Annotated in this window: 17 protein-coding genes; 12 read left to right on the plus strand and 5 right to left on the minus strand. The window is 70.1% G+C overall.

Annotated features, from left to right (window positions below; all coding sequences use genetic code 11):
• Positions 1–81: 81 nt before the first annotated feature.
• The 12 genes from IPN03_04385 to IPN03_04440 all read left to right on the plus strand — a co-directional run bounded on the left by IPN03_04385 (position 82) and on the right by IPN03_04440 (position 19,203).
• Positions 82–1,290 (plus strand): hypothetical protein, encoded by a 1,209-nt coding sequence (locus tag IPN03_04385; protein ID MBK9372967.1) that lies wholly within the window; start codon positions 82–84, stop codon positions 1,288–1,290.
• Entirely contained in the window at positions 1,283–2,293 is a 1,011-nt protein-coding gene (locus IPN03_04390) for a DUF362 domain-containing protein (GenBank protein ID MBK9372968.1), read from the plus strand. The genes IPN03_04385 and IPN03_04390 overlap by 8 nt, the downstream gene beginning before the upstream one ends.
• Positions 2,294–2,412: 119 nt before the next feature.
• Positions 2,413–4,146, plus strand: coding sequence for a 4Fe-4S dicluster domain-containing protein (locus IPN03_04395; protein MBK9372969.1), 1,734 nt, complete (start codon positions 2,413–2,415; stop codon positions 4,144–4,146).
• 35 nt (positions 4,147–4,181) lie between these two features.
• Positions 4,182–5,393 carry an aldo/keto reductase gene (locus tag IPN03_04400; protein ID MBK9372970.1) on the plus strand — a complete coding sequence of 404 codons (1,212 nt, stop codon included), beginning with the start codon at positions 4,182–4,184 and terminating at the stop codon, positions 5,391–5,393.
• A gap of 531 nt (positions 5,394–5,924) precedes the next feature.
• Complete coding sequence (locus IPN03_04405) at positions 5,925–8,843, plus strand: TonB-dependent receptor (GenBank protein ID MBK9372971.1); 2,919 nt, start codon at positions 5,925–5,927, stop codon at positions 8,841–8,843.
• 131 nt (positions 8,844–8,974) lie between these two features.
• Positions 8,975–11,146, plus strand: coding sequence for a sulfatase-like hydrolase/transferase (locus IPN03_04410; GenBank protein MBK9372972.1), 2,172 nt, complete (start codon positions 8,975–8,977; stop codon positions 11,144–11,146).
• Positions 11,147–11,295: 149 nt separating this feature from the next.
• On the plus strand, positions 11,296–11,487 hold the full coding sequence (locus IPN03_04415; protein MBK9372973.1) for a hypothetical protein: 192 nt from the start codon (positions 11,296–11,298) through the stop codon (positions 11,485–11,487).
• 120 nt (positions 11,488–11,607) lie between these two features.
• Positions 11,608–12,864, plus strand: coding sequence for a ChaN family lipoprotein (locus tag IPN03_04420; GenBank protein MBK9372974.1), 1,257 nt, complete (start codon positions 11,608–11,610; stop codon positions 12,862–12,864).
• Positions 12,861–16,310 (plus strand): M20/M25/M40 family metallo-hydrolase, encoded by a 3,450-nt coding sequence (locus tag IPN03_04425; GenBank protein MBK9372975.1) that lies wholly within the window; start codon positions 12,861–12,863, stop codon positions 16,308–16,310. The genes IPN03_04420 and IPN03_04425 overlap by 4 nt, the downstream gene beginning before the upstream one ends.
• A 52-nt stretch (positions 16,311–16,362) precedes the next feature.
• Positions 16,363–18,009 (plus strand): mechanosensitive ion channel, encoded by a 1,647-nt coding sequence (locus tag IPN03_04430; protein ID MBK9372976.1) that lies wholly within the window; start codon positions 16,363–16,365, stop codon positions 18,007–18,009.
• A 13-nt stretch (positions 18,010–18,022) separates the two neighbouring features.
• Entirely contained in the window at positions 18,023–18,262 is a 240-nt protein-coding gene (locus tag IPN03_04435; protein MBK9372977.1) for an acyl carrier protein, read from the plus strand.
• 5 nt (positions 18,263–18,267) lie between these two features.
• Positions 18,268–19,203 (plus strand): ketoacyl-ACP synthase III, encoded by a 936-nt coding sequence (locus IPN03_04440; protein ID MBK9372978.1) that lies wholly within the window; start codon positions 18,268–18,270, stop codon positions 19,201–19,203.
• On the opposite strand, the gene IPN03_04445 is transcribed toward IPN03_04440, so the two are convergent.
• The 5 genes from IPN03_04445 to lexA all read right to left on the minus strand — a co-directional run bounded on the left by IPN03_04445 (position 19,166) and on the right by lexA (position 24,768).
• Positions 19,166–20,599: a hypothetical protein gene (locus IPN03_04445; GenBank protein ID MBK9372979.1), complete on the minus strand. Its 1,434-nt coding sequence runs from the start codon at positions 20,597–20,599 to the stop codon at positions 19,166–19,168. The genes IPN03_04440 and IPN03_04445 overlap by 38 nt on opposite strands.
• 7 nt (positions 20,600–20,606) lie before the next feature.
• On the minus strand, positions 20,607–22,022 hold the full coding sequence (locus IPN03_04450; protein MBK9372980.1) for an MBOAT family protein: 1,416 nt from the start codon (positions 22,020–22,022) through the stop codon (positions 20,607–20,609).
• Positions 22,019–23,317, minus strand: a complete 1,299-nt coding sequence (locus IPN03_04455) for a hypothetical protein (GenBank protein ID MBK9372981.1) — start codon at positions 23,315–23,317, stop codon at positions 22,019–22,021. Before IPN03_04455 ends, IPN03_04450 begins: the two co-directional genes overlap by 4 nt.
• A gap of 4 nt (positions 23,318–23,321) precedes the next feature.
• The gene (locus IPN03_04460) at positions 23,322–23,861 is read right to left on the minus strand and encodes a hypothetical protein (protein MBK9372982.1); all 540 of its coding nucleotides are present in this window, start codon (positions 23,859–23,861) and stop codon (positions 23,322–23,324) included.
• Positions 23,862–24,153: 292 nt separating this feature from the next.
• Complete coding sequence (lexA, locus tag IPN03_04465; GenBank protein ID MBK9372983.1) at positions 24,154–24,768, minus strand: transcriptional repressor LexA; 615 nt, start codon at positions 24,766–24,768, stop codon at positions 24,154–24,156.
• Positions 24,769–25,034: the final 266 nt, after the last annotated feature.

The following is a 25,034-nucleotide window of genomic DNA, read 5'->3' on the forward strand; positions in this document are numbered from 1 at the left end:
GCTGCAGCGCGAAAAGCAAAGCGGCGCCGCGCCAGGGCACCGGTCTCGATGCTACGCTGACCCCCCATGGGAGCGGCAACCGTGCGGAGCGCGCCGGCCGGCCTCGACGCGACCGAGCGTCGCGTCCTGAATCCGCGCCCGTTCCGCGTCTTCCGGAAGTCGTATTCCGTCACGGAGGCGAAAGCCGGGGCGGTCGTCCTCGTCGGCCTCCTCGCTCTCGCAGCCTGGGTCGTGTGGCGGGGGGCGCACCCCGACCCCGCGCTGTTCGCGGATCCGGCCGCGACTGCGGTCAGTCCTGTCGCGATCGCCGAGATCGAGGGGCGCAGGGCGCCCGACGGGCCATCGGTTGCGGGCGCGTCCAACGCGGAAGCCTCGGGGGCCGCGCCGACCGGCGGCGCCGCAACAGCCGTCGACCGCGGCGCTCTCCCGGCCTCGCTCGCCGCGACGGGCTGGACGGAGCGGACCCCGTCCCGCTTCGACGCCGAGAACCTCTACGTGAAGATCAACGGCCGCGCCGACTTCTTCCTGTCGCGCGGCTTCCGCTCCCTCACGTTCGTCACTCTCGAGGGGCCGTCGGGCACCGCCGTCGACGTGGAGCTCTACGACCTCGGCTCTGCCGAGAACGCCCTCGGCGCCCTCGCGGCCGAAAAGCCGCCCGAGACGAAGGCTTCGAGCGGCGGCGGGACGTCGTGGTACGTCGCGCGCAACGCTCTCTTCCTCGCGCGCGGGGCAAGCTACGCGAGGGCGATCGGCTCCGACGAGTCGCCCGCGGTCCTCGCGCAGCTCGAGGCTCTCCGGAAGGCGTTCGAGGGAGGGATCGCGGCCGGCGAGAAGCCCTGGACCGTCGCGCTCTTCGCCGACGCGCTCGGCCTCCCGCCCGATCGCCTCCAGTACGCGGCGGAGAACGCGTTCTCCTTCGGCTTCGCGAAGAACGTCACGTCCGCCACCCTGGACGACGGAGAGACCGAGCTCTTCGTCCTCCCGGCGGGCGACGCGGCGAAGGCGAGGGCGCTCTCGGCGAAGTTCGAGGAAGGGTTCCTCTCCTACGGCGAGAAGGTCGCGGCCGCCGGAGCCTCGTGGGTCAAGGACCGCTACCTCTCGACGTTCTCGAGGACCGTCGCCGCCGGGACGATGGTCGTCGGCGTCCGCGGCGCCCAGGACATGGCGAAAGGGGCCGAGGCTCTTACCAGGCTCGAGAAGGCCGTCCTCGCCCTTCCGGCCGACGTCGCGAAGAAGGCCGCGGCGGGTCCGCCTGCCGCGGCGAAGCCGAAGGGAGGCGGATATGAATGAGGACCGGCGTCGCCTCCTGAAGCAGCTCGGCGCGGTCGCGGGGATCTCCCTCGGCGCCGGGTACGTGTCGCTCGCCCCGTCCGGCTGGCCGCTCTCGCTCTCGGACCCCGACGGCGAAAGCGGCAAACCGCGCGAGAAGGGGCTGCGCCTCCCGGAGAAGGGCTTCGCGGTCGACCCGTCGAACGTCCTTCCCCACCTCGGCGTCGCCCGCGGCGCGGACCTCGACGCGATGCTGAAGGCCGCCGTCGACGCCATCGGCGGAATCCGCCGGTTCATCCGGACCGGGGACGTCGTCCTCGTCAAGCCGAACGTCGCCTTCGAGCGCTCGGCCCCCCTCGGCGCCACATCGAACCCCGACGTGGTCGCGGCGCTCGTGAGGCTTTGCCGCGAGGCGGGTGCGGCGGAGGTGCGGGTCGCCGACAACCCGATCGAGTCCCCCGCGGCCTGCTTCGCGCGCAGCGGCGTCCAGCGCGCGGCGATCGACGCGGGCTCGGAGGTCTACCTCCCGACGCCGTCCGACTTCCGCCTCCTCGAGACGCCGGGCGCCACGCACATCGCCCGCTGGCCCTTCTTCTGGAGGCCGTTCGCGGGCGTCACGAAGGTGATCGGCGTCGCCCCGGTGAAGGACCACAACCTCTGCCGCGCGTCGATGACGACGAAGAACTGGTACGGCCTCCTCGGCGGCCGGCGCAACCAGTTCCACCAGGACATCCACGGCATCATCGCGGACCTCGCGCTCATGCTCCGGCCGACCTTCGTCGTCCTCGACGGGTCGCGGGTCCTCTGGCGGAGCGGCCCCACGGGCGGCAGCCTCGCCGACGTCAGGGAAGGCCGGACCATCGTCGCCTCGACCGACTCGCTCGCCGCCGACGCCTTCGGCTGGGACGACCTCCTCGGGAGAAAGGGCGAGCCCCTGCCGGCTTACTTCGGCAAGGCGGCCGAGCGCGGCCTCGGCAACCCCGACTGGAAGCTGACCAACGTGCGGGAGATCCAGGTCGGATGAGCGCCGCACCCACGCCCGGGCCGGCTGCCGCTGCCGGCAAGGGGCTTTCCCTCCCCTCCTTCCAGGCGCGGCTCGCCCCGAACCCCGACGGCTCGCCCTGGTGGGCGCGGGTCTTCCGGATCACGAACATCCGCGTCGCCTCGCAGGCGTTCTTCTTCGGCCTCTTCGTCTTCCTGCTGTGGGTGACGTGGCTCTCGCGGCTGAAGGGCTACCCCGCCTCTCTCTTCCTCGAGATGGACCCGCTCGTCGGATTCGCGACGGCCCTCTCGACGCACACCGTCTACCGCCACCTCTGGTGGGGCCTCTTCCTCCTCGTCCCGACGCTCCTCCTCGGCCGCGTCTTCTGCAACTGGGCCTGCCCGTACGGGACTCTCCACCAGGTCACCGGCTGGCTCTTCAACATCCGTAACAACAAGAACCGCATCGAGAAGAACCGCTACCGGCCGCTCTTCCAGACGAAGTACGTGATCCTGGGCGTGTTCCTCGTGATGGCGGCGTTCGGGTCGCTCCAGATCGGGCTCCTCGACCCGATCTGCCTCCTGGTCCGGACCTTCACCGTCACGATCATCCCGGCCGTCGACTGGGGCCTCGCCTCCCTCGCCGCGCAGGGCCTCACGGCGGCCTCGTCCATCGTCTTCAAGCCGGCGACGCCCGAGCCGCGCGTCTTCGCCGGGGCGTGGTTCGTCGGCGCGCTCATCCTCGGCCTCGTCGGCGCGAACCTCTTCATCCCGCGCTTCTTCTGCCGGGTCCTCTGCCCCCTCGGCGCCTTCCTCGGCGTCCTCTCGCGCTGGGCCCTCTTCCGGATCGACCGCGACGTGACGAAGTGCACCGACTGCGACCTCTGCCTGAAGGGGTGCGAGGGCGCCTCCGACCCGCAGGGCGCCCTGCGCAAGAGCGAGTGCTTCGTCTGCTTCAACTGCATCGACGACTGCCCCGAGGACGCGCTGACGTTCCGCTTCAACCCGCTCCCGTCCATCTCGCAGCTCGTGAAGGGATCGCCGAAGGACGGCACCGCGACGCTCGGCGGGCTTCCCGTCATCTCGAAGAACCTCGCCGTCGAGGTGAAGGCTCCCGACGTCCCGCGCCGCCGCTGGCTCTTCACGGCCGTCGCCGGCGTCGTCGCCTTTCCGTTCCTGCGCTTCTCCAAGGACGTCAACAAGCGGGGCTTCCACCACAAGGCGATCCGCCCGCCCGGCTCCGTCGCCGAGCCGGAGTTCCTCGAGCGCTGCATCAAGTGCGACCAGTGCATCAACGTCTGCCCGACGAACGTCCTGCAGCCGGCGAAGCTCGCGGTCGCGGGGCTCGAGGGGCTCTGGACGCCGGTGATGGACTTCTCCGTCGGCTTCTGCCAGCTGAACTGCACGCTCTGCAGCGAGGTCTGCCCGACGGGCGCGATCCAGAAGACGAGCGTCGAGAAGAAGCTCGGCCTCGGCGCGTACGCCGAAAAGGGCCCCGTCCGCCTGGGCACCGCGTTCTTCGACCGGGGCCGGTGCCTGCCCTGGGCGATGGAGACGCCGTGCGTCGTCTGCGAGGAAGTCTGCCCGACGACCCCGAAGGCGATCGGCACCTACGACGAGGTCTTCACCCGCTGGGACGGGAAGACCGTCACGCTCAACAAGCCCTACATGCGGCCGGAGCTCTGCATCGGCTGCGGCATCTGCCAGAAGGAGTGCCCGGTCGTCGACGACGCGGCGGTCTACGTGACCGCGATCGGCGAGTCGCGCAGCGACGACAGGACCCTCCTCCTGCCGCCCGGGGGGCGCTACTCGCCGCCCCCCGGCCCCCCCGCCTCCCGGAAGGACGCAAGGCTCGTCCCCGCCGCTGAGGCCCGGAACGGAAAGAAGACCACCTGAAACGGTGCCCGGCGCGCGCCGGCACGGAGGACGACATGGCGAAGCACGACGGAAACGGAATGACCCGGCGGCACCTCCTCGGCCTCGGCGGAGCGGCCGCGGGAGCGGCCCTCGTCGGCGGCATCACCCTGCCCTCTCACCCCGTGGAGGCCCAGGCGAAGGAGGAGCCGCCGCTGCCCCAGGTGCCGCGCCGGACGCTCGGAAAGACCGGGAAGACCGTTCCGATCCTCCTCGTCGGCGGCATGGCGCTCGACAAGAAGTTCGACCCGAAGCTCGCCGAGGCGGTCCGGTTCGGCGCGAACTACGTCGACGCGGCGGACTGCTACCTCGGCGGGCAGTCGGAGGCGGGCCTGGCCGACTACTTCGCCCGCGCGAAGAACCGCGACAAGGTCTGGGTGACGTCCAAGAGCGACAAGCACGACCCGAAGGCGTTCGAGCAGACGGTCTTCCGGAGCCTCGAGCAGCTCAAGTCGGACTACGTCGACATGTACTACCTCCACGCCCTGAAGGACGCGGACTACCTGAACGACGACCTCGCCGTCACCGTCTCGCGCCTGAAGAAGGCCGGGAAGATCCGCCACTTCGGCTTCTCCTGTCACGACGGCAACGTCGCCGAGCTCCTCCACAAGGCTGCGAAAACGCCGTGGGTGGAGTCGGTCATGTTCCGCTACAACTTCCGGAGCTACGGGAACAAGGAGCTGAACGCCGCCATCGACGCCGCCCACAAGGCCGGCGTCGGGCTCATCGCGATGAAGACCCAGGGCGCGGAGGCCGGCTTCCGCGACGCCTGGCAGAAGTTCGAAAAGACCGGGAAGTGGAACAAGCACCAGGCGGTCCTCAAGGCCGTCTGGGCCGATGAACGGATCTCCGCCGCCGTCTCGCACATGGACTCCTTCGAGAAGCTGCGCGAGAACATCGCCGCGGCCCTCGACCGAACGTCCCTCACTTCCGTCGAGACGGAGGCTCTCGACCGCTACGCGCAGGCCACTCGCCCATACGCCTGCGACGGCTGCGACCACATCTGCAATGCCGCGGTCGCGGCAGACGTCCGGATCGGCGACACCATGCGGTTCCTCATGTACCACGACGCCTACGGAGAGCCGGGGAAGGCCCGGGATCTCTTCGCGAAGCTCCCGGCCCCGGCCCGAGCGCTGTCACAGGTCGATTTCACCCCGGCCAACCGCGCCTGCCCGCACGGGGTCGACGTGGCGGGGCTGATGAGGAGGGCCGAGTCCGTCCTCGCCTGAGGGCCTTCCGGCCCGGCGCGGCGCCGGAGGACGAATCGCTCACCTCGAGGGACGATCTCGCCGTTGCTGGCATCGTTCTTCCTAGTCTCTTGGCGTGACCTTGCGAGCGGCGTCCGGCCGCAACCCCGCTCCGCTGGAACGAATGGCAGCAAACACTTTCCTTCCAGTTGTTTACGTTGGGCCGAGGGATTCAGCTTCCTCCGCCCCACCTTTACACCGTCTTCGCATAGAATCCGAAGGTTTGGATCGACCTCGGAATTACCGTATCCGCTCCGCACACCGGCCCGAATTCAGCTCCACCGACGAGGGGAGTCCATTCGGCGCGTCCTCACGGTGTCCGGCGCGACTCAGACATCACTACGCGAAGGGAGGAGCCCCGAACCCGTTGAGTTTGCACTTGAAGTCTCTTGCGCCCACGTCGCCGGCGCGCAAGGACCGAGTCCCGGCGGCGGCATCTACCCCGGTCGATTCCACCTGGAGTTCCGTCAACCCCTGTCAACCCATTCCCAGAGAGGAGAGAGGCATTACACGATGAGAACCCACCGTATCTGGCTGGTCGCGCTCATCCTGCCCGTCCTGATGGCGTCCATGTTGGTCGCCCAGATTCCGACGAGCATGATCTCCGGTCGCGTCATCAACGAGGGTCAGGGCCTTCCCGGCGTCACGGTGACTGCGAAGTCGCCCGCGCTGCAGGGCACCCGTACCGCGGTCACCTCGACCAACGGCGACTTCGTCTTCCCGAACCTTCCCCCGGGCGACTACACCATCTCCTTCACGATGTCCGGCTTCCAGACGGTCACCCGGACCGTCAAGGCGAACGCCGCCCAGCAGGCCGTCCTCAACGCCCAGATGAGCCTCGCCGCCGTCGCGGCCGAGGCGGTCGTCGTCGGCACGGCCGAGACGGTCTCGCAGACGACCCAGAACGCGACGACCTACTCGTCGGACCTCACGAAGAAGCTCCCGGTCACCCGGACGCTTCTCTCGTCGGTCCTCCTCGCCCCCGGCGCCTCCACGAGCCAGCAGACGGGCAACACGACGATCTCCGGCGGCCAGACGTTCGACAACCTGTTCATGGTGAACGGCGTCAACGTCATGGACAACATCCGCGGCACGCCGAACAACCTCTTCATCGAGGACGCGATCGCCGAGACGACGACGTCCAGCTCGGGCATCTCCGCCGAGTACGGCCGCTTCACCGGCGGCGTGATCAACGCGATCACGAAGTCGGGCGGCAACAACTTCAGCGGCTCCTTCCGCGTCAGCCTCGACAACGACAACTGGAACGACAAGACCCCGTTCGGCGAGAACCAGGTCGACAAGACCATCCCGACGTACGAGGGCACCCTCGGCGGGCCGATCTGGAAGGACAAGGTCTGGTTCTTCGCCGCCGGCCGCCTCCGCAATTCCGAGGTCGGCAACCAGACCCGCTTCACGAACATCCCGTTCGCGCAGACGGACGACGAGACCCGGCTCGAGGGCAAGCTCACCGTCTCGCCCTTCCAGAACCACACGTTCACCGGCTCCTACCTCGAGGTCGCGCGTGAGCAGGGCAACTACTACTACACGCCGATCCCGATCCTCACCCTCGACCAGCTCTACACGCGGCAGCTCCCCCAGTCGCTCCTGGCGCTCAACTACAACGGCGTCCTGACTGACAAGCTGTTCGTCGAGGCGCAGTACTCCCAGAGGAAGTTCGAGTTCCAGAACTCAGGCGCGCTCTTCACCGACCTCATCGGCGGGACGGCGATGTACGACCTGAGCCTCGGAGCGATGTACAACTCGCCCGTCTTCTGCGGCGTCTGCTCCCCCGAGCAGCGCAACAACGAGGCCTTCCTCGTCAAGGGGACCTACTTCCTCTCGACGAAGGGGCTCGGCTCGCACAACATCGTCCTTGGCTACGAGGACTTCACCGGCGTCCGCAAGTCGAACAACTACCAGTCGGGCAACAGCTACTGGTTCTATTCGGCGGACGTCATCATCGACGGCCAGGACGTCTTCCCGATCATCGACTCGTCGTCCTACCTCGAGTACTGGCCCATCCCGACCCTCTCGCAGGGCTCGAACGTCAGGACGTACTCCTTCTTCCTGAACGACACCTGGCGCCTCAACAACAACTTCTCGTTCAACGTCGGCGTCCGGTACGACAAGAACGACGCGCAGGACTCCAGGGGCGCCACGACGGCTGACGACGCGGCCTTCAGCCCCCGCCTCGGCGCGACCTGGGACGTCTTCGCGGACGGCCGGCTCCGCTTCAACGCGAGCTACGCCCGCTACGTCGGCGGCATCCAGGAGAACCAGGTCGGCGCAGGGTCCGCCGCTGGCAACCCGGCCTACTTCCAGTACTACTACGAGGGCCCCGAGATCAACACGGGCGCCGGCCCGTACCTCACCCCCGCGCAGACCCTCGAGTCCGTCTTCCGCTGGTACGGCATCACGGGTCCCGGGCAGTACCCGACGAACAAGACGGCCGACGCCGTCTCCGTCCCGGGCGTCAACGTCCAGTTCGACGGCGTTCTCAAGTCGCCCTATGTCGACGAGTTCACGGCCGGCATCGCCGGCTCCATCGGCACCCGCGGCAACTTCCGTGTCGACGGCGTCTACCGCAGCTGGGCCGACTTCTACGGCGAGGTCCGCGACATGTCGACCGGCCAGGTCACGGACTCGCTGGGCAACGTTTTCGACCTCTCCCTCGTCAAGAACGAGAACGACCCGCTCGAGCGGACCTACTACGGCCTCCAGGTGTCCGGCAACTACCGGATCTTCGACTCCCTCAACATCGGCGGCAACTGGACCTACTCGCACCTCTACGGCAACGTGACGGGTGAGACCTCCGGTTCCGGCCCGGTCCGCACCGGTTTGAACTACTACACCGAGTACAGGGACCTCGCCTGGGCGATCCCGACCGGCGACCTCCCGGAGGACCAGCGCCACCGTGTCCGCATCTACGGCGGCTGGGACGCTCCCCTTCCGAAGGCGTTCGGCGCCCTCAACCTCTCCATCATCCAGACCTACGACACCGGCCAGGCCTACTCTGATTCCGGCACCGTCCGGATCCAGCCGTACGTAACGAACCCCGGCTACCGCACCCCCCCGACCTCCCAGACCTACTACTTCAGCGGCCGTGGCGCGAACCAGTGGGACGACGTCTGGAGGACCGACCTCCAGCTGAACTACAGCTACTTCTTCGGTCCGGTCGAGCTCTTCCTCTCGCCGCAGGTCTTCAACGCGTTCAACAACGACGCGCAGATCAACGGCAACACGCTCATCGAGACGAACGTCAACCGTTCGGCGAACTACGCCGCCTTCAACCCCTTCACGACCACCCCGACGTTCGGGGCGCGCAACACGGGCGCGAACTGGGGCTACGGACCGTCCTACGGGCAGGCCACGGCCTCCACGCACTACCAGACCCCGCGCACCTACCGCGTGTCGGTCGGCGTCCGCTTCTAGTCCTTTCTCCCCCGGTCTTTCGGGCCCCGGTCTTCGGACCGGGGCCCTTTTTCTTTTTCCGTCGTCCGCGCGCCGCCGGCCGTTCGCCTTCCCGCCTCAAACCTCCTGCTACTCTCGCCGCCGGAGAGCCGATGAAGACGCCCCGACTGCTCGCACTCCTCGTCGTCGCCCTGACGCTGCCAGCCTGCCCGGGCCGCCGGCCGGAGGGCCCACGGACCTTTCCCGGGGCACCCGTCGTCCTCGTCTGCGTCGACACGCTCCGTTCCGACCGGCTCCCCTTCTACGGCTACGCGGGTGTCGAGACCCCGGCCCTGACGGCCCTCCGCAACGACGCGGTCCTCTTCGAGAGGGCCTACAGCCACGTCCCGCTCACCTTCCCGGCGCACGCCTCGATCTTCACCGGGACGCTCCCGGGAGCCCACGGCCTCCTCGACAACGCCGGCTATCGGCTCGCGGCGGGTCTGCCGACCCTGGCCGAGATCCTGAAGAAAGAGGGCTACGCCACCGGCGCGGCGGTCTCGAGCGTCGTCCTTCAGGGAACCAGCGGCATCTCGCGCGGCTTCGACCTCTGGGACGACGCGATCGAGCCCGAGAAGGCCGGCCTCCCGATGAACCGGGTCCAGAGGTCCGGCCTCCGGAGCGCCGCGATCCTCAACACGTGGATCGACACGCAGAAGGCGTCGCCCTTCCTCGCGTTCCTCCACGTCTACGAGCCCCACAGCCCGTACGAGCCGCCCGAGCCTTTCCGGAGCCGGTACGCCCAGCCCTACGACGGGGAAGTCGCCGCGTCGGACGCCGTCGTGGGAGCGCTGATCGACAGGCTGAAGGCGCTCGGCCTCTACGACAAGAGCCTCGTCGTCTTCCTCTCCGACCACGGCGAAGGGCTCGGTGAGCACGGCGAGAACGAGCACGGCGTCTTCCTCTACCGCGAGTCGCTCCAGGTGCCTCTCCTCGTCAAGCTCCCCGGGAACGCCCTCGCCGGGACGACGGTCTCCTCGCCGGTGCAGATCAGCGACGTCTTCGCCACGGTCGTGGAGGCGGTGGGAGCGAAGGGCGCTCCCGCGCGCCCGGAGCTCGCGAACCTCGTGGCCCTCGCGTACGGTGCGCAGGCGCCCGAACGGCGGATCTACGCCGAGACCTTCTACCCCCGGATCCGCTTCGGCTGGAGCGAGCTCGCCGCGGTCCTCGACGGGAAGTGGCACTACGTCGACGCCCCGAAGCCGGAGTTCTTCGACCTCGAGAAGGACCCGGGCGGAACGAAGAACCTGGCCGCGGAGAAACCCGGCCCGTTCCGCTCCTTCGTCGTCGAGGCGAAGAAACGCCGCACGCCGTTCCAGGCCCCGTCCGCCGTCGACCCGGAGCACGCGAAGAAGCTCGCCTCGCTCGGCTACCTGAGCATGACGACGTCCGGCTCATCCGGCGCCCTCGCCGACCCGAAGGACGAGATCGCAAGCCTCACGCGGCTCAAGGAAGGCCTCGGGTACCTCCAGTCCGGCCGTCCCGCGGAGGCTGCGGCGGCGCTGAAGGAGCTCCTCGAAAGGAACCCGCGCGTCATCGACGCCTGGGAGCTCCTGGCACAGGCGCTCGTCCAGCTCGGGCGCCCCGACGACGCGCTCGCGGCGATGAAGAGGACGGTAGAGCTGTCGCCGCCCGAGAAGACGAACTACATCCTCGCCGTGGCGAACCTCTGCCTTCAGATCGGCCGACCCGACGAGGCGCTCGCGCAGGCGAATGTCGCGCGGGAGCTGGGAGACCCGAGCGCCGACGAGGTGATCGCGCGGGCCGAGCTGGCACGGGGGAACCTGTCCGGAGCGGAAGTGGCCGCGAAGCGGGCCCTCTCGGGCGGGCGCATGCCGAAGAGGGCGCTTCTCGTCCTCGCCAGGATCCAGGGCCTCAGGGGCGACCTCGCCGGCGCTCTCGCGCGCACCGACGAGGTCCGGGCCCTGGCAGGAGGGGACGAGGAGCTGGGGGGCCTGCCCGGATTCCACTACCTCCGCGGCGACCTCTTCGCCCGGATGAACAGGCCCGCGGACGCCGAGAAGGAGTTCCTCGCGGAGATCCAGGTCTTTCCGCAGGGCCTCGACGCGCGCGTGGGGCTCGCCGTGACCTACGCCTCGATGGACCGGAGGCCCGACGCGATCCGCGTCGTCCTGGAGATGGTCCGCGACGTCCCGCGTCCCGACAGCTACGCGACCGGAGTCCGGGCTCTCCGGATCCTGCAGGAGCCGGCCGCCGCGGCGCGCCTCCGGGCCGAAGGGCTCGCGCGGTTCCCGCGGGACCCGCGCCTCGCCGGCGGGGCCTGACCTGCCGCGTACCGGCCCGGCCGGCGATCGCCGGAGATGAGCCGCACACATTCGACCGGGGCCTGCTATCCTCCGCTGCGCAGTTCGGGGCGCTGCTTCCACCAGGCAGCCCGCCCCACGTTGCGAAGCCATATTCAGGAGGTGGGCATTTGGGCCGTCCCAACTACTCGCACAGCAAGCGGCAACGGGAAATCGTCAAGAAGCAGAAGCGCGAGGAGAAGCTCGCCAAGAAGCTCGAGAAGAAGAGCGGGACCCCCGAGGCCGCCACCGACGAGACCGGCGGGATCGTCGAGAACGCCGAGAACGTCGAGCCGACAGAAGCTCCGAATCCGGACGCCTGAGCGCCGGAACCGACCGGGATAGAAGAAGGCCGCCCCTCGGGGCGGCCTGATGCTTTCCGGGGCCGGCGTCGAGGTCAGGCGCACCGGGCGGTGAGCCGGGTTTAGGATCGCCTCGCCGCCATGAGACGCCACACCTCGCTCGCCGCCGCCCTCCTTCTCGCTCTCGCCACCGCTCCGCTGGGCGCCGAGGACGCAGCCCTCGACCTCCCGCTCGGCGATGCCGCCCGCCGGGAGAAGACGCTCGCTCCCGCTCTCGACACCGTGACCGACGCCCGGACCGCGGCGGCGCTGACGCCGGCCGAGGTCGCGAAGAAACTCTCGAAGGCGAGCCTCGTCTTTCTCGGCGAGAGCCACACGAGCGCCGAGTTCCACCGCGTCCAGCTGCAGGTGATCCGGGAGCTGCACCGGGCGGGGAGGAAGGTCCTCGTCGGCCTCGAGATGTTTCCCGTCGCCGAGCAGCCGGCCCTCGACCTCTGGAACGGAGGGACTCTGTCGGAGGAGGAGTTCGTCGAGAAGTCCCGCTGGTACAGGAACTGGGGCTACCACTGGAACTACTACCGCGACATCTTCCTCTTCTGCCGCGACGCGAAGATTCCGCTCCACGGAGTGAACGTCCCGCGCGAGCTCGTCTCCGACGTGCGCAGGAAGGGGTTCGACGGGCTCACGGCCGAGCAGAAGGCCCTCCTGCCACCGAAGATCGACGCGGAGAACGCCGACCACCGCCGGCTCTTCAAGGCGTTCTTCGACGAGGCGGACTCGATGCACGCGGCCTCGATGCCCGAGGCGATGTGGGACGGGATGTTCCGCGCGCAGTGCACCTGGGACGCCGCGATGGCGTGGAACGCCGTCTCGGCGCTGAAGAAGGCGAACGATCCGAACGCCGTGATGGTCGTCCTCATCGGCTCCGGGCACGTCGCGTACGGGCTCGGCGCCGAGCGGCAGGCCGCGCTCTGGTTCTCCGGGGCCTCGGCCTCGATCATCCCGATCGCCGTCCTCGACGAGAAGGATCGCCCGGCGAAGGTCCGCGCCTCGTACGCGGACTTCGTCTGGGGCGTGCCGAAGGAAACCGATCCGGCCTACCCGGTGCTCGGCTTTTCCACGCGCGACCCGAAGGACGGCTCCGAGGGCTGGCCAGTCATCAACGTCGAGAAGGACTCGGTCGCCGAGATCGCGGGCTTCAAGGTGGGCGACCTCCTTCTCGCGATGGACGGGGCATCGCTCAAGGAGAAGGGAACGCTGAACCGGCTCATGGCCCAGAAGCGCTGGTCCGACACGGCCTCCTTCGACGTGAAGCGGGGCGATGAGAAGGTGACGCTCGTCGCCAGGCTCGCGCGCAGGCTCCCCGAGCCGGCGAAGCCCGAAGGCGAGAAGAAGTGAGGAGAAGCGGCGCGCGCCTTACCGGTGCCCGTGCAAAGGCCCTCGCCGTCGCGCTCCTGGGCGCTGCGCTCCTCCCGGGGCCTGCCGCCGCAGAGGGACAGCCCTCTCCCACGGCGATCCCGGTCTCCCCCGCCGTTGCCTGGGAGCTCGACGTGTCGTTCATCCCCGGGACGGGCCACCTCCGGGTCGCAGCCACCGCCACGCTTCCCGCGGGCGCGAAACCGGAGTTCCTCCTGAACGCCGCGCTGAAGGTCGTGAAGTCCGAGCCGGCGGTCGTGGAGGTTGCGCTCGGCGACGTGAGCGCGTTCTTCGGGAACAACGCGGCGGCCACCGAGGCCCCGCGGCGCGTCCCGCTGAAGCGTTTCCGCGCGAAAGGGTCGCCCGCGACGATCGGCCTGACGTACGAAGGCGTCGTCAGAAACGACCTTTCGGCGCCGAAGGAGGAGTACCAGCGGGGCTTCCGGGAGACGCCCGGAACGATCGGCCCCGAGGGGATCTACCTCGCCGGGAGCACCTTCTGGATTCCCGCCTTCGGAGAGGCGCTCGTCAGCTTCCGGATGACGGCGAAGGCGCCCGCGGGCTGGCAGGTCGTGTCCCAGGGGGACGGGACCGCCCGCGACGCCGGCGGCACGGCGCGCTGGGACTCGAAGGGCCCCGTCGACGAGGTCTACCTCGTGGGAGGACCGCTCCACGCCTGGCGCGACCGCGCCGGCGAGGTCGAGACGCTCGCCTTTCTCCGCGAGAAGGACGACGCGATCGCCGCGAAGTACCTCGCCGCCACGGCGCAGTACCTCGAGATGTACCGCGGCCTGATCGGCCCCTACCCGTACGGGAAGTTCGCGCTCGTCGAGAACTTCTGGGAGACGGGGTACGGGATGGCCTCGTTCACGCTCCTCGGGCCTCAGGTGATCCGCTTCCCGTTCATCCTCACCTCCTCCTACCCGCACGAGATCCTCCACAACTGGTGGGGAAACTCGGTCTTCGTCGACTACGCGAAGGGGAACTGGTGCGAGGGGCTGACGGCCTACCTCGCCGACCACCTGATCCAGGAGCAGCGCGGCAAGGGCGAGGAGTACCGCCGCGGGACGCTCCAGAAGTACCTCAGCTACGTCCGCGACGGCCGCGACTTCCCGCTCACCGAGTTCCGCGGGCGCGAGAGCGCCGCGACGGAAGCGGTCGGCTACGGCAAGGCGCTCATGGGCTTCCACATGGTCCGGCGCCACCTGGGCGACGCCACGTTCCGCAAGGTCCTCTCCCGCTTCTACGCCGACCTCCGCGGCAGGCGCGCGACGTTCGACGACTTCCGGCGGACGGCCGAGGCCGTTTCCGGCACGCCGCTCGCCGGCCTCTTCGACCCGTGGGTCACGCGGGCCGGGGCGGCCGAGCTCGCTCTCGGCCCGGCGACGACCGCGAGAGCCGGCGCGGGCTGGACGGTGACCGGGACGCTCCGGCAGGCCCAGCAGGACGCACCGTTCGCGCTCGAGGTCCCCGTCGCCGTCGTGACGGCCACGGGGACCGTCCGGCAGGTCGTGAAGCTGGACGGGCGCGAGGCCTCTTTCGAGGTGCGCACCGACGCCGAGCCGCTCGGCCTCGCGGCCGATCCGCAGTTCGACGTCTTCCGCAAGCTCGACCCGAGGGAGATCCCGCCGTCGATCGGGCAGCTCTTCGGCGAGCCGAAGGTCCTCGCCGTCCTCCCGTCGGGCCTCGCCAACGAGGAAGAGGCCGCGTGGCGCGCGCTGCTGAAGGGGTGGGAGACGCCCACGCACGGCATCGAGGTGAAGCGCGACGCCGAGGTCGAGGCGTTCCCCGCGGACCGCGCCGTGTGGGTCGTCGGGAAGGGGAACAGGCACGCGTCCCTCTTCGGGGAGCAGGAGGGGCTCACGCTCGACGCCAGCGACCTGACGGCGCTCGGCGAGAAGACCGCGCTCGCGGGGCACACGTTCGTCTTCGTCGCGCGCCACCCCGGGAACGCGGCGAAGGCCGTCGGCTGGCTCTTCGGCGATCCGCCCGCCGCGCTCCCCGGTCTGGGTCGCAAGCTCCCCCACTACGGCAAGTACTCGTACGTCGGGTTCGACGGCACCGAACCGGTCAACGTCCTGAAAGGACAGTGGCCGGAAAGCGACTCGCCGCTGCGCGCCGACCTGCGCCCCGCCCAGAAGCGCGGCGCGGCGATGCCGGCGTTCGCGCCGGAGACGCGTCGCGCCCTCGCGGAGCTGCCGCCTGCGTTCTCCCAGGCGCGCCTCGCCGCGCACGTCGCCGCACTCGCCGCGCCCGGACTCGAAGGCCGCGGCCTCGGGACCCCCGGCGAGCGCGCGGCCGCGGAGTACGTCGCCGCGCAGATGAAAGCGGCGGGCCTCTCGCCGGCGGGAGACGACGGCGGTTTCCTCCAGCGCTTCCGGGTCGAGAGGACCGCCGCGGGCGGACCGGCCGACGTCGTCAACGTGGCGGGCCTTCTCCCCGGGACCGACCCGGCGTGGAAGGACCAGTCCGTCGTCGTCGTGGCGCACTTCGACCACCTCGGCCGGGGATGGCCCGACGCGCGCAAGGGTTCCGAGGGGCAGGTCCACCCCGGAGCGGACGACAACGCGAGCGGCGTGGCCGTGCTCCTCGAGCTGGCGCGGGCGATGAAGGACGAGAAACCGAAGAGGAACGTCGTCTTCCTGTCCGTGACGGGCGAGGAGGCGGGGCGCCTCGGCTCGAAGCGGTGGGTCGCCGGACCCTCTCCGTTCCCGGCCGCCAGGACGCTGGCCGCGGTGAACCTCGACACGGTCGGACGTCTCGGCACGGGAAAGCTGCAGGTCCTCGGCACCGGGACGGCCGGCGAGTGGATCCACGCGGTGCGCGGCGCCACCTGGGTGACGGGCGTCGAGACGAAGGCCGTGCCGGAGACACTCGAGTCCTCGGATCACGTCAGCTTCGTCGAGGCCGGCATTCCGGCGGTCCAGCTCTTCACGGGACCGCACGCCGACTACCACCGCCCCTCCGACTCCGCGGAGAAGATCGACGTCGCGGGCCTGGCGAAAGTCGCCACGGTGACGAAGGAGCTCGTCTCCTGGCTGGCAGGGCGCGCGGAACCGCTGACGGTGTCGATCGCGCCGAAGACGGCTCCGGGCGCGCCCGCTTCTCCCGCCGTTCCGGTGGCGGGATCTCCGGTTCCCGCCGGGAGCGCCGCTCCCCCGGCCCGGAGGGTCAGCTTCGGGACGATGCCCGACTTCTCTTTCGAAGGGCCCGGCGTGAAGGTCGAGGGCGTCGTTCCCGGGTCCCCCGCGGAGAAGGCCGGCGTGAAGCCGGGCGACGTCGTTCTGAAGCTCGACGGGAGGGACGTTGCGAGCCTTCGCGACTTCTCGGAGCAGCTGAAGGGGATGACCCCCGGGCAGATCGTGAAGACGACCCTCCGCCGCGAAGGCAAGGACCTCGAGGTCCCCGTGACGCTCGTCGAGAGGTGACCCCTCGCGACCGGCCTTGACCGCTCCGGTGCGCACGTGCTGTATTGACGCGGTGCGACCTCGTCCCGTGCCTGCCTTCGTCCGCGCCGGCCTCGCCGGCCTCTTCGCTCTCGCCGCCGGCCTGACGTCGGCCGGACCGGCCGCGGCCCAGCTTCCCGGCCTGCCGAAGGGGTTCTTCGGCTCTGCCACCCCGACTCCGACACCCGTTCCCGAGACCCTGCCGGACGCTCCGCGCTCGGCCGTCGCGGAGTACCTCAGCCTGGCCCGGATGGGTCGGTACGAGGAGGCCGCGCGCTTCCTGGACGTTCCCGCGAGCCTCGAGAAGCGGGGCCCCGAGCTCGCCCGCAAGCTCAAGCTCGTCCTGGACCGCAACCTCTGGATCGACCTCACGAAGGTCTCTCCCCTTCCCGGCGGCCACGACGACGACGGCCTGCCGCCGGAGCTCGAGGAGCTCGGATCGATCACGGGCCTCACCGGCAAGCCCGAACCGGTCCGGCTCGCCAGGAAGGTCCGGGGCGAAGGGACGATCTGGGTCTTCTCCCGGAGCACGGTCGCCCGCGTTCCCGCCTGGTACACCGGCCTCGACAACCACACCGTCCTCGACCGGATCCCCGCCGCGCTCCTGCGGCCCGGTCCGATGGAGCTCCTCTGGTGGCAGTGGATCGTCGTCCTCGCGCTCATCTACCCGGTCTGGCTGGCCGGGCGCGTCGTCGGCTGGGCCTCGAGGAAGGCGCTTCTCAGGCTCGCGGCCCGCACGAAGACGGTCTGGGACGAAGCGCTCCTCCGGCGGATGAGGGGCCCGTTCGCCCTGGCGTCGACGCTCGTCCTCATGCGCGCCGGCCTCTCCTTTCTCGGCCTCTACGACCCGGCCGAGGAGTTCGCCGTCCAGATCCTGAAGGCCGCGGCGATCGTCGTCTTCTTCTGGGCGGCGCTGCGCGCCGTGACCGTGACCGGAGACGTTCTCGCCGAGGCGCCGTGGGCGACGGCGAATGCCGGGGCGCGCTCGTTCCTCCACTTCTCGGTGACGTTCGGAAGGGTCTTCATCGTCAGCATCGGCGCGCTCGCCGCGCTCGGCGCGCTCGGCATCCCGGTCAACAGCGTCCTGGCCGGCCTCGGCATCGGCGGCATCGCCATCGCCTTCGCCGCGCAGAAGACCGTCGAGAACTTCTTCGGCGCGATCTCCATCGGTGTCGACCAGCCTCTGCGCGTCGATGACTACGTGAAGGCCGGCGGGGTCGAGGGAACGGTCGAGAGGATCGGCCTGCGCTCCACGAGGATCCGGACGCTCGACCGGACGGTCGTGACGATCCCGAACGGCAAGCTCGCCGACATGCAGATCGAGACGTTCGCCGAGAGGGACCGGATCCGCCTGAACGCGGTCCTCGCGCTCCAGTATTCGACGACGGCGCGCCAGCTGAGGGAGGTCCTGGCCGGCATCGAAGAGATCCTCCGCGCGCACCCGAAGGTCTGGCCCGACGTCGTCGTCGTCCGCCTTCTGGCGTTCGCAGACTCGTCCCTGAACGTCGAGGTGATGGCGTGGTTCCAGACGACCGACTTCGGCGAGTTCCGCCAGATCCGCCAGGAGATCCTGCTCGGTGTCATGGAGGTCGTGGAGCGGGCCGGAACGAGCTTCGCCTTCCCGACCCGCACCGTCCACCTCGTCGGACCGGACGGCGCGGACGCTCCGCCGGTCCGATAGACTGCACGGCCGCATGACGCCCAGAGGAGAGAAGATCCGCCGGACTCTCGAGCCCCTCGCCCGGGCTCCAATTCCGGACGACGCCGACGCCTCGCTCTTCGAGCTCGGCGTCCTCGACTCGTTCGGGCTGATGGACGCGGTCGCGCGCCTCGAGGAGGCCTTCGGCGTGAAGGTCCCCGACGCCGACCTGACGCCGCGCCGGTTCGAGACGCTCGCGAAGATCGAAGCGTACTTCGCGGCGCGCGCCGCCTGACGGCCGTGGCGCACCTCGCCGGCCTCGGCCACGCCCTGCCCGAGCGGGTGGTCCCGTCGTCGGAGCTCGCGGCGCGGCTCTGCGTCACGGAGGAGTGGATCCTCGGCGCCTGCGGCATCCGCGAGCGGCGTTGGATCTCGGAAGGAGAGACGGCCGCGTCGCTGGTGGAACGGGCCGCGCGGAACGCTCTCGCGCAGGCCGACCTCGCGCCCGCGCGGCTCGGGGCGATCGTCGTCGGGACGGGAAGCGCCCCGCGGGCCTTTCCGGGAGTCTCGGCCGACCTGCAGCGGCTTCTCGGGGCTCCCGGGATCCCGGCGTTCGACGTTCCGCTCGCGAGCGTGGGCGGCCTCTTCGCCCTCGCGCTCGCGGTCGACCTCTGCCCCCGGACCGGGCCCGTCCTCGCCGCGGGCGCCGAGGAGATGTCGCGCGTCCTCCTCCGCGCCCCGCTCGCGAAGGAGACGGCGATCCTCTTCGGCGACGGCGCGGGCGCGTGCGTCGTCGCGCCGGGGGACGGGCCGATCGCCGTCGTCGACGTCCGGCTCGGGAGCGACGGGACGTTCGCCGACGCTCTCGCGCTCTGCGCAGGCGGGCCGCTCGTCATGGACGGCCGGACGGTGATCCTTCAGGCGAGCCGCAAGCTCCCGGCGGCGATCCGGTCGGTCCTCGAGCCGCAGGGGCTCTCGCCCGCCGACGTCGACCTCTACGTCCTCCACCAGGCGAACCTGAACCTGCTCCGGGGTGTCGCCCGTTCGCTCGACCTCGGCGAGGAGAAGCTCTTCGTGAACGTGGACCGGGTCGGGAACACGTCGGCGGCCTCGGTCCTCCTCGCGCTCTCCGAGGCGTCGGAGCAGGGCCTCCTCCGGCCCGGCTCCCGCGTCGTCCTGGCTGCGTTCGGCGCCGGTTTCAGCTGGGGGGCGGCCCTGCTGCGCGTGACGGGCTGACCGCCCGCGCGGCGCGCAGCGCTCCGACGAGGAGCCTCGCCACGCGGTCCGAGCCCGCCTTCGTCGTGTGGGTGAAGTCTCCCGTGACGAGGCGCGGCGCGCTCTCGTACCAGCGTCCCATCGTCCCTTCTCCTCCCATCGCGGTAAACGTGTCGAAGAACGCGCAGGCGTTCTCCCGCGCGATGCGCCGCTGGACCGCGACGAGGCGCCGGATCGACGGCATCGTCCCGACGCTTCCGTCCGCGAGCCGCACCCCGCGGTCCATCGGCGCCATGACGAGGACGGATGCGCCCGGCAGCGCCCTGCGCACCCGGCCGATCGTGCGGGCGTACTCCCGCTCGTAGCGCGGCCCTCCGATCCCTTCCATGCTGCTCTCGTTCGTCCCGTAGTTCAGGATGACGAGGTCGCTCCCGCGCAGCGCGAGCGCCTCGACCCAGCCTTCCTCGTCGAGCAGGTTCAGCGCGTGGATCGAGGCGCCGTTCGCGCCGATGGCGTCGTAGACGACGCCGGGTCCGCCGGTCTCGAGGACGACACCGTGCAGCGTCACCTCTCCGTCGCCCTTCGGCCGAAGGACGATGCGTCCCGCACCGCCCGGAGCGGCCGCAGCGAAGTGTCCCGTCCCTCGCCGGGAAGCCGAGGTGGAGACCTCTTCCTCCGGGCCTCCGTCGAGCGAGACGAGGAGCGTGCCCCCTCCGGGAGCCGCGGTGAACGTCACGTCCGCGCGGGCGAACGTCCCGGCCTCGCGCCGGATCTCGCTCCGGGCCGAGCCGGACGCGCTCGTGAACGACACGAGGCCGAGGCCGTGGTGCCCTCCGTTCCCGGGCGAGAGGAGCGGGCTCCTCGCGACCCACCCCTTCGCGTGGATCGAGATGCCCTGGTGACCGTACCAGCCCCACGGCTTCGCGACGAGGACGAACCCCGGCCCTCCGTCTCCCAGCTCCGCCTGGAGTATCTGACGCGCCTCTCCCGAGATGAGGTCGCCGGTGAGCGGCGAGTCCCCGAGGTGGGTGATCCGCACGAGGGCGCCGGTCCGCCTCTCCTCGACCGGCTCGAGCCTCGCGAAGAAGCGTCCGAGCTCGTTCGACGGGTCCTCGATCGGCACGAGGGGCGGTGCCGCGGCGTGGACGCGGCGGCGTTGGCTGTATGGCAGCGGCGGTGCGGCAACCTCCTGTGGGCGTTGCCCGGGGGCCGGCCCCGTGACCACAATCGCGGTTTCGTTTCGCTTCACGAGCGGGGCGCGCGGCGCGCCGCGGAAGGACCCCGTCACGCGGGCGAGGTCCGCGGGGGAGACGAGGCGAAGGCGCTCCATCCCGGGCGCCAGGTACGGAACGAGCGCGCCGAGAGCGACGAGGAGCGCGGTGCCCGCGAGCCTGGGGAACCGGTCCGTCTCTCGCACGACGTCCTCAGAACCTGAAGTAGACGAACGGGGCGACGGAGGCCCCGGCCGACAGACGGATCGTGGCGAGCAGGGCGAGGAAGAGCCCCGCCTGGGCGACCGACGGGAGGACGGCGAACCGGACCTCGGCCGCCCCGTGCCACCGGGCGGGGACGAAGTGCGCCGCGAGGCCGAGGACGAGAGCCGCCGCGGCGGCGAAGGGCACGTTCCCGACGCCTCCCGTGCCGGCGAAGAGGACCCTGAGGAACGCACGTGCCGCCTCGGTGCTCTCGCTGCGGAAGAGGATCCAGGCAAACGAGACGACGTGGAAAGTCACGACGATACCCAGGGCGCGCCTCCACCCGGAGCGCGGCGCCACGCCGCGCCGCCGTCGCGATTCGAAGAGCCTCTGGATCGCGAGGCCCGCGCCGTGGATCAGGCCCCAGCCCGCGAAGGCCCACGTCGTCCCGTGCCAGAGGCCGCCCAGGACGAACGTGACGACGAGGTTCGCGTAGGGCGCCGCGCCCCCGCGCCGGTTTCCCGGGAGCGAGAAGAAGAGGTAGTCGCGCAGCCACGTGGAGAGCGAGATGTGCCAGCGCCGCCAGAACTCCGCCAGGTCGGCGGAGCGGTACGGGGAGTCGAAGTTCTCCTTCAGGCGGAAGCCGAGAAGGAGGGCCGACCCGAGGGCGATGTCGCTGTAGCCGGAGAAGTCGGCCCAGATCTGGACGGCGTAGCCGTACGTCGCGAGGGCCGCCTCCGCCGACGTGAAGAGCCCCGGCACCTCGAACACGCGGTCGACGAGGTTCACGGCGAGGACGTCGGCGATCAGGAGCTTCTTCGCCAGGCCGAGGCCGATCCGGAAGAGGGCGCGGCTCCCGTCGGCGTCCGAGAGCGGGACGAGAGGACGTGCCGCCTGCGGAAAGAACGTCCCCGCGCGGGTGATCGGCCCCGCGAGAAGCGTGGGGAAGAAGGAGACGAAGGCGAGGTAGTCGAGGAAGCGGGCGGGCGGCTCCTCGTCCCGGCGGTAGACGTCGAGGACGCAGCCGAGCGACTGGAACGTGTAGAAGGAGATCCCCGCGGCGAGGACGAGGGTGAACGGCGGCCACGCCGCGTCGTCCGCACGCCCGACGAGCGGGGCCGCCGCCCGTGCGAGGAGCCCCGAGTACTTGAAGGCGGACAGGAGTCCGAGGTCGACGACGACGCTCGTCGCCACGAGCGCACGGCGCAGGGCCGGCCGATCCGTGCCCACGAGCGCCCGCGAGACGTGGAAGTCGACGGCGGCCGTCGCCAGGAGGGGGAGCAGCGCGAGCGGATTCCAGGTCGCGTAGAAGACGAGGCTGAGCGGGACGAGGACGAGCGCCCGCGGCGCCCGGTTGCCGACGAATCTCGCGCCGAGAACCGCGATCGCGAGGAAGACGAGGTAGAGCGGCTCGGCGAGGCTCACCGGCCGGGCTCCGCGGCCGCGTGCGCCGCGTACGCTCGAAGGAGGCCGTCGACGAGCGTGTCGGCCACTCTCCCGTAGCCGCCGCGGCTCAGGTGGACGAGGTCGCGCGCCGCCAGGCCCCGGCGTGCCCAGGCCCGTATGGAGCCGTCGCCTCCCATGATGGCGCGCTGATCGACGAAGGCGGCGCCCGACGCCAGGGCGGCCGACCTGAGGGCGCGAATCACTGCGGGCTCGTTGACGGAGAGGAGACGGGAGACCCGCTTCGACCGGCTCTCGCGGTCGAGCGGCCCGGCGACGAGGACGGCCGCGTCCGGTGCGTCTTCGCGCAGCCCTCGCAGGAGGTCGGCCGCGGCGGACTCGAACTCCTCCGGGAGGATATCGGGCCGCCCCATGTCGTTGGTCCCGAAGGAGACGACGACGAGGGCCGGGTCGAGCCGCTCGAGAAGGACACGACGCAACTCGCGATCGGGCCTGCCGAGCCAGCCGATCTCGGCGCCGTTGATCCCGACGGAGTCGACGAGGATCCCCCCCCGGCCGCTTCGAAGGTCGACGCCCAGGATGCGCACCGCCCCACCGCAGGCGGCGCTGACGGCGAGGGTCCGCGGCACGTCGCCGGCGTCCACCGTGTCGACGAAGGCCACGACCGCGCCGCCGCGCAGGATCGCCCCGTCGACGCGCGCACACGGCGAGGAGGTTCCGTCGACGGCCTCGCCGACGTCGCCGCCGAAGGCCGTCACGCCATCGACCGAGATGGACAGGCATCCTTCCCCGGAGGGCGCGAGCGCCACGACCTCGGCCTCGGCGAAGCTGGCCAGCACGCTCGCGCTCCCGTCGGCACGAGGGGCGAGGGCGACTCCCCAGAGCCCTACCAGCGGGTCGACGACGTCGGGCGCCAGCCCCGTCGTCTCGAAGCCGCCGTCCCCGCGGCTTCGCGCCCTGTCGTGGTGGAAGTAGCGCCACGGGTTCCCGGGCATGACGAGCCCGGCGCCGGCGTCTCCGAACCTGGCCTGGAGACGGCGCCTCGCCTGCCCGCAGAGGAGGTCGGCCGCGACGTGCGAGTCGCCCAGCCACAGGACCCGGACCTGCCGCGCTTCGCCCCTCTCCAGCGCCTCGAGCCGGTCGAAAAAGGGGGCGAGAGAAGCGGCGCTCTCGAGGACCGCCCGTCGGCCCGTCGGGCTCTCCGGTGCCGGTTCCCGTCCCTCGGCCCCGGGCACGGCACCAGTCCCCACGAGGAGGCCGAGTGCAGCGACGGCGGCGGCCCTGCAGCCGCGACGCCCTCCGGGGCGCGGGGTCACATCGTCAGTTTAGACGGGAGGAGGTCCGGGCCGAAGCCAACTTGCGGATCACGCGGCGATAGGGACCCCAGTGGTCGTGGTACCCCTGGCTCCACATCCAGGCCATCACCTCGATCGCCTGTGCAGGCTCGTACGGGGACCACTCCTCGTCTCCCCAGATCAGTCCGAGCCGCCTCATCACCCCGACGTTGTGCCGAAATGTGGAGGGGGTGAACTGGCCGATGCCGTAGTAGCGGCCACAGGGCGAGGTGACTCCCGACGTGAGGCGGCTTTCCTCCCAGAGTACGTGGTACATCGTCACCGCCTCCTCGAGGATCCCGTGCCTCTGGCAAGCGGCGTGGACGGTGGACCAGATGTCGGCTTCGAACGAGGTCCTGAGAGCCGGAGCGGGACCCGGCCAGCCGGCCGGTAGCGTCGAGAAGCCCGGCAGGGTCGCCGGATTCAGAAGCGCAGGCCCCCCGGCGCTGACGCGTCCGCTCCCGTCCGTCGGGACGCCAAGGGCGAGAACCGACGCGAGACCGGCTCCGGCGATCCGAAGGGCCACCCCTCGGTTCCGCCGGTCAGAGGTCTCAGGGGGCTCTTCGTCTCGTCGTTCCATAAAACTCCATTCTTCAAGGGCTTGCGGTAATCCGGGGCAGAAACGCCGATCTCGCGCCAACCTTGGCCGACTGCGAGGAGCTCCCCGAGGATGATCGGAATATGGGTGACGATCTCCGAACCGTCAAGCAAGCAATATTCGCGCCACGGGGATGGACCTTTTTCGAGATCCAGGTGCGGAGGGGCCCTCGAAGTGTCGCCCTCGGTGCCGTCGCTACCGCCCGGGCGACGTGGAGGATTCAGTAGCGCCGCATCAAGCCGACGACGATTCCCTGGACCTGAACGTCTTCCTCGCGGGCCCGGATCGGCGACAGTGTCTCGTTCGAGGGTTGCAGCCGGACGTGCCCCCCCGCCTCACGGTAGAGGCGCTTCAGGGTCGCTTCGCCGTTGACGAGGGCCGCGACCATCTCCCCGTTTTCCGCGCGGGTCCGGCGGTGGACGACGACCCAGTCGCCGTCGCGGATCCCCTCGTCGACCATCGACTCACCGCTGACCAGGAGGACGAAGTTCTCCCCCTTCCGCGTGAGCGACTCGGGCACGTGAATGCGATCGTCGCCCGGAAGCACCTCGATCGGACTTCCCGCAGCGATCCTGCCGAGGAGAGGGATCTCGAATGCCGCGACCGGGACCGCGTCATCCGCGACGTCCAGCGACCGGCGCTGGTTCCAGTCCCGAACGAGCACTCCCTTCTCGAGGAGGAGCCGCAGATGCTTCTGGAGCGTCCCGAAAGAGGAATACCCGAAATGCTCGCAGATCTCTCGCTGGGTCGGGGCGATTCCTCTCCTGGATCGGTACTCCCGAATGAAAGTGACGATCTCCTGCTGTCTTTCGGTTAGATTCGGCCGAATCGCCATATGAAATTCTGTCCTTCCAGCATTTCACCTTACAAAATTAGGCTCTGCATTCACGTTTCAGGATAGAGTATGGCGCAAACAAAACGCAAGTCAAGACCCGACGCGTCCTTTGCGGTGCCGCCGCGTCTTGCGAGAACGACGGACACCGATATATCCCCGAAATGACCCATAGTAGTAAAGACAAAATCGAAAATTGCCTTATTTTTTATGGAAAGTTGCGATTGAACAGTAGATTTATTCGGTACAGCTCCCATTCACAAAGAAGC

This window comes from Holophagales bacterium (assembly GCA_016719485.1).
Taxonomy (GTDB): domain Bacteria; phylum Acidobacteriota; class Thermoanaerobaculia; order UBA5066; family UBA5066; genus UBA5066.

Excerpts from the sequence above, each read along its gene's own strand:
- IPN03_04390 (MBK9372968.1), top strand. The coding sequence starts at position 1,283 with ATGAATGAGGACCGGCGTCGCCTCCTGAAGCAGCTCGGCGCGGTCGCG.
- IPN03_04400 (MBK9372970.1), top strand. The coding sequence starts at position 4,182 with ATGGCGAAGCACGACGGAAACGGAATGACCCGGCGGCACCTCCTCGGC.
- IPN03_04405 (MBK9372971.1), top strand. The coding sequence starts at position 5,925 with ATGAGAACCCACCGTATCTGGCTGGTCGCGCTCATCCTGCCCGTCCTG.
- IPN03_04410 (MBK9372972.1), top strand. The coding sequence starts at position 8,975 with ATGAAGACGCCCCGACTGCTCGCACTCCTCGTCGTCGCCCTGACGCTG.
- IPN03_04420 (MBK9372974.1), top strand. The coding sequence starts at position 11,608 with ATGAGACGCCACACCTCGCTCGCCGCCGCCCTCCTTCTCGCTCTCGCC.
- IPN03_04435 (MBK9372977.1), top strand. The coding sequence starts at position 18,023 with ATGACGCCCAGAGGAGAGAAGATCCGCCGGACTCTCGAGCCCCTCGCC.
- lexA (MBK9372983.1), bottom strand. The coding sequence starts at position 24,768 with ATGGCGATTCGGCCGAATCTAACCGAAAGACAGCAGGAGATCGTCACT.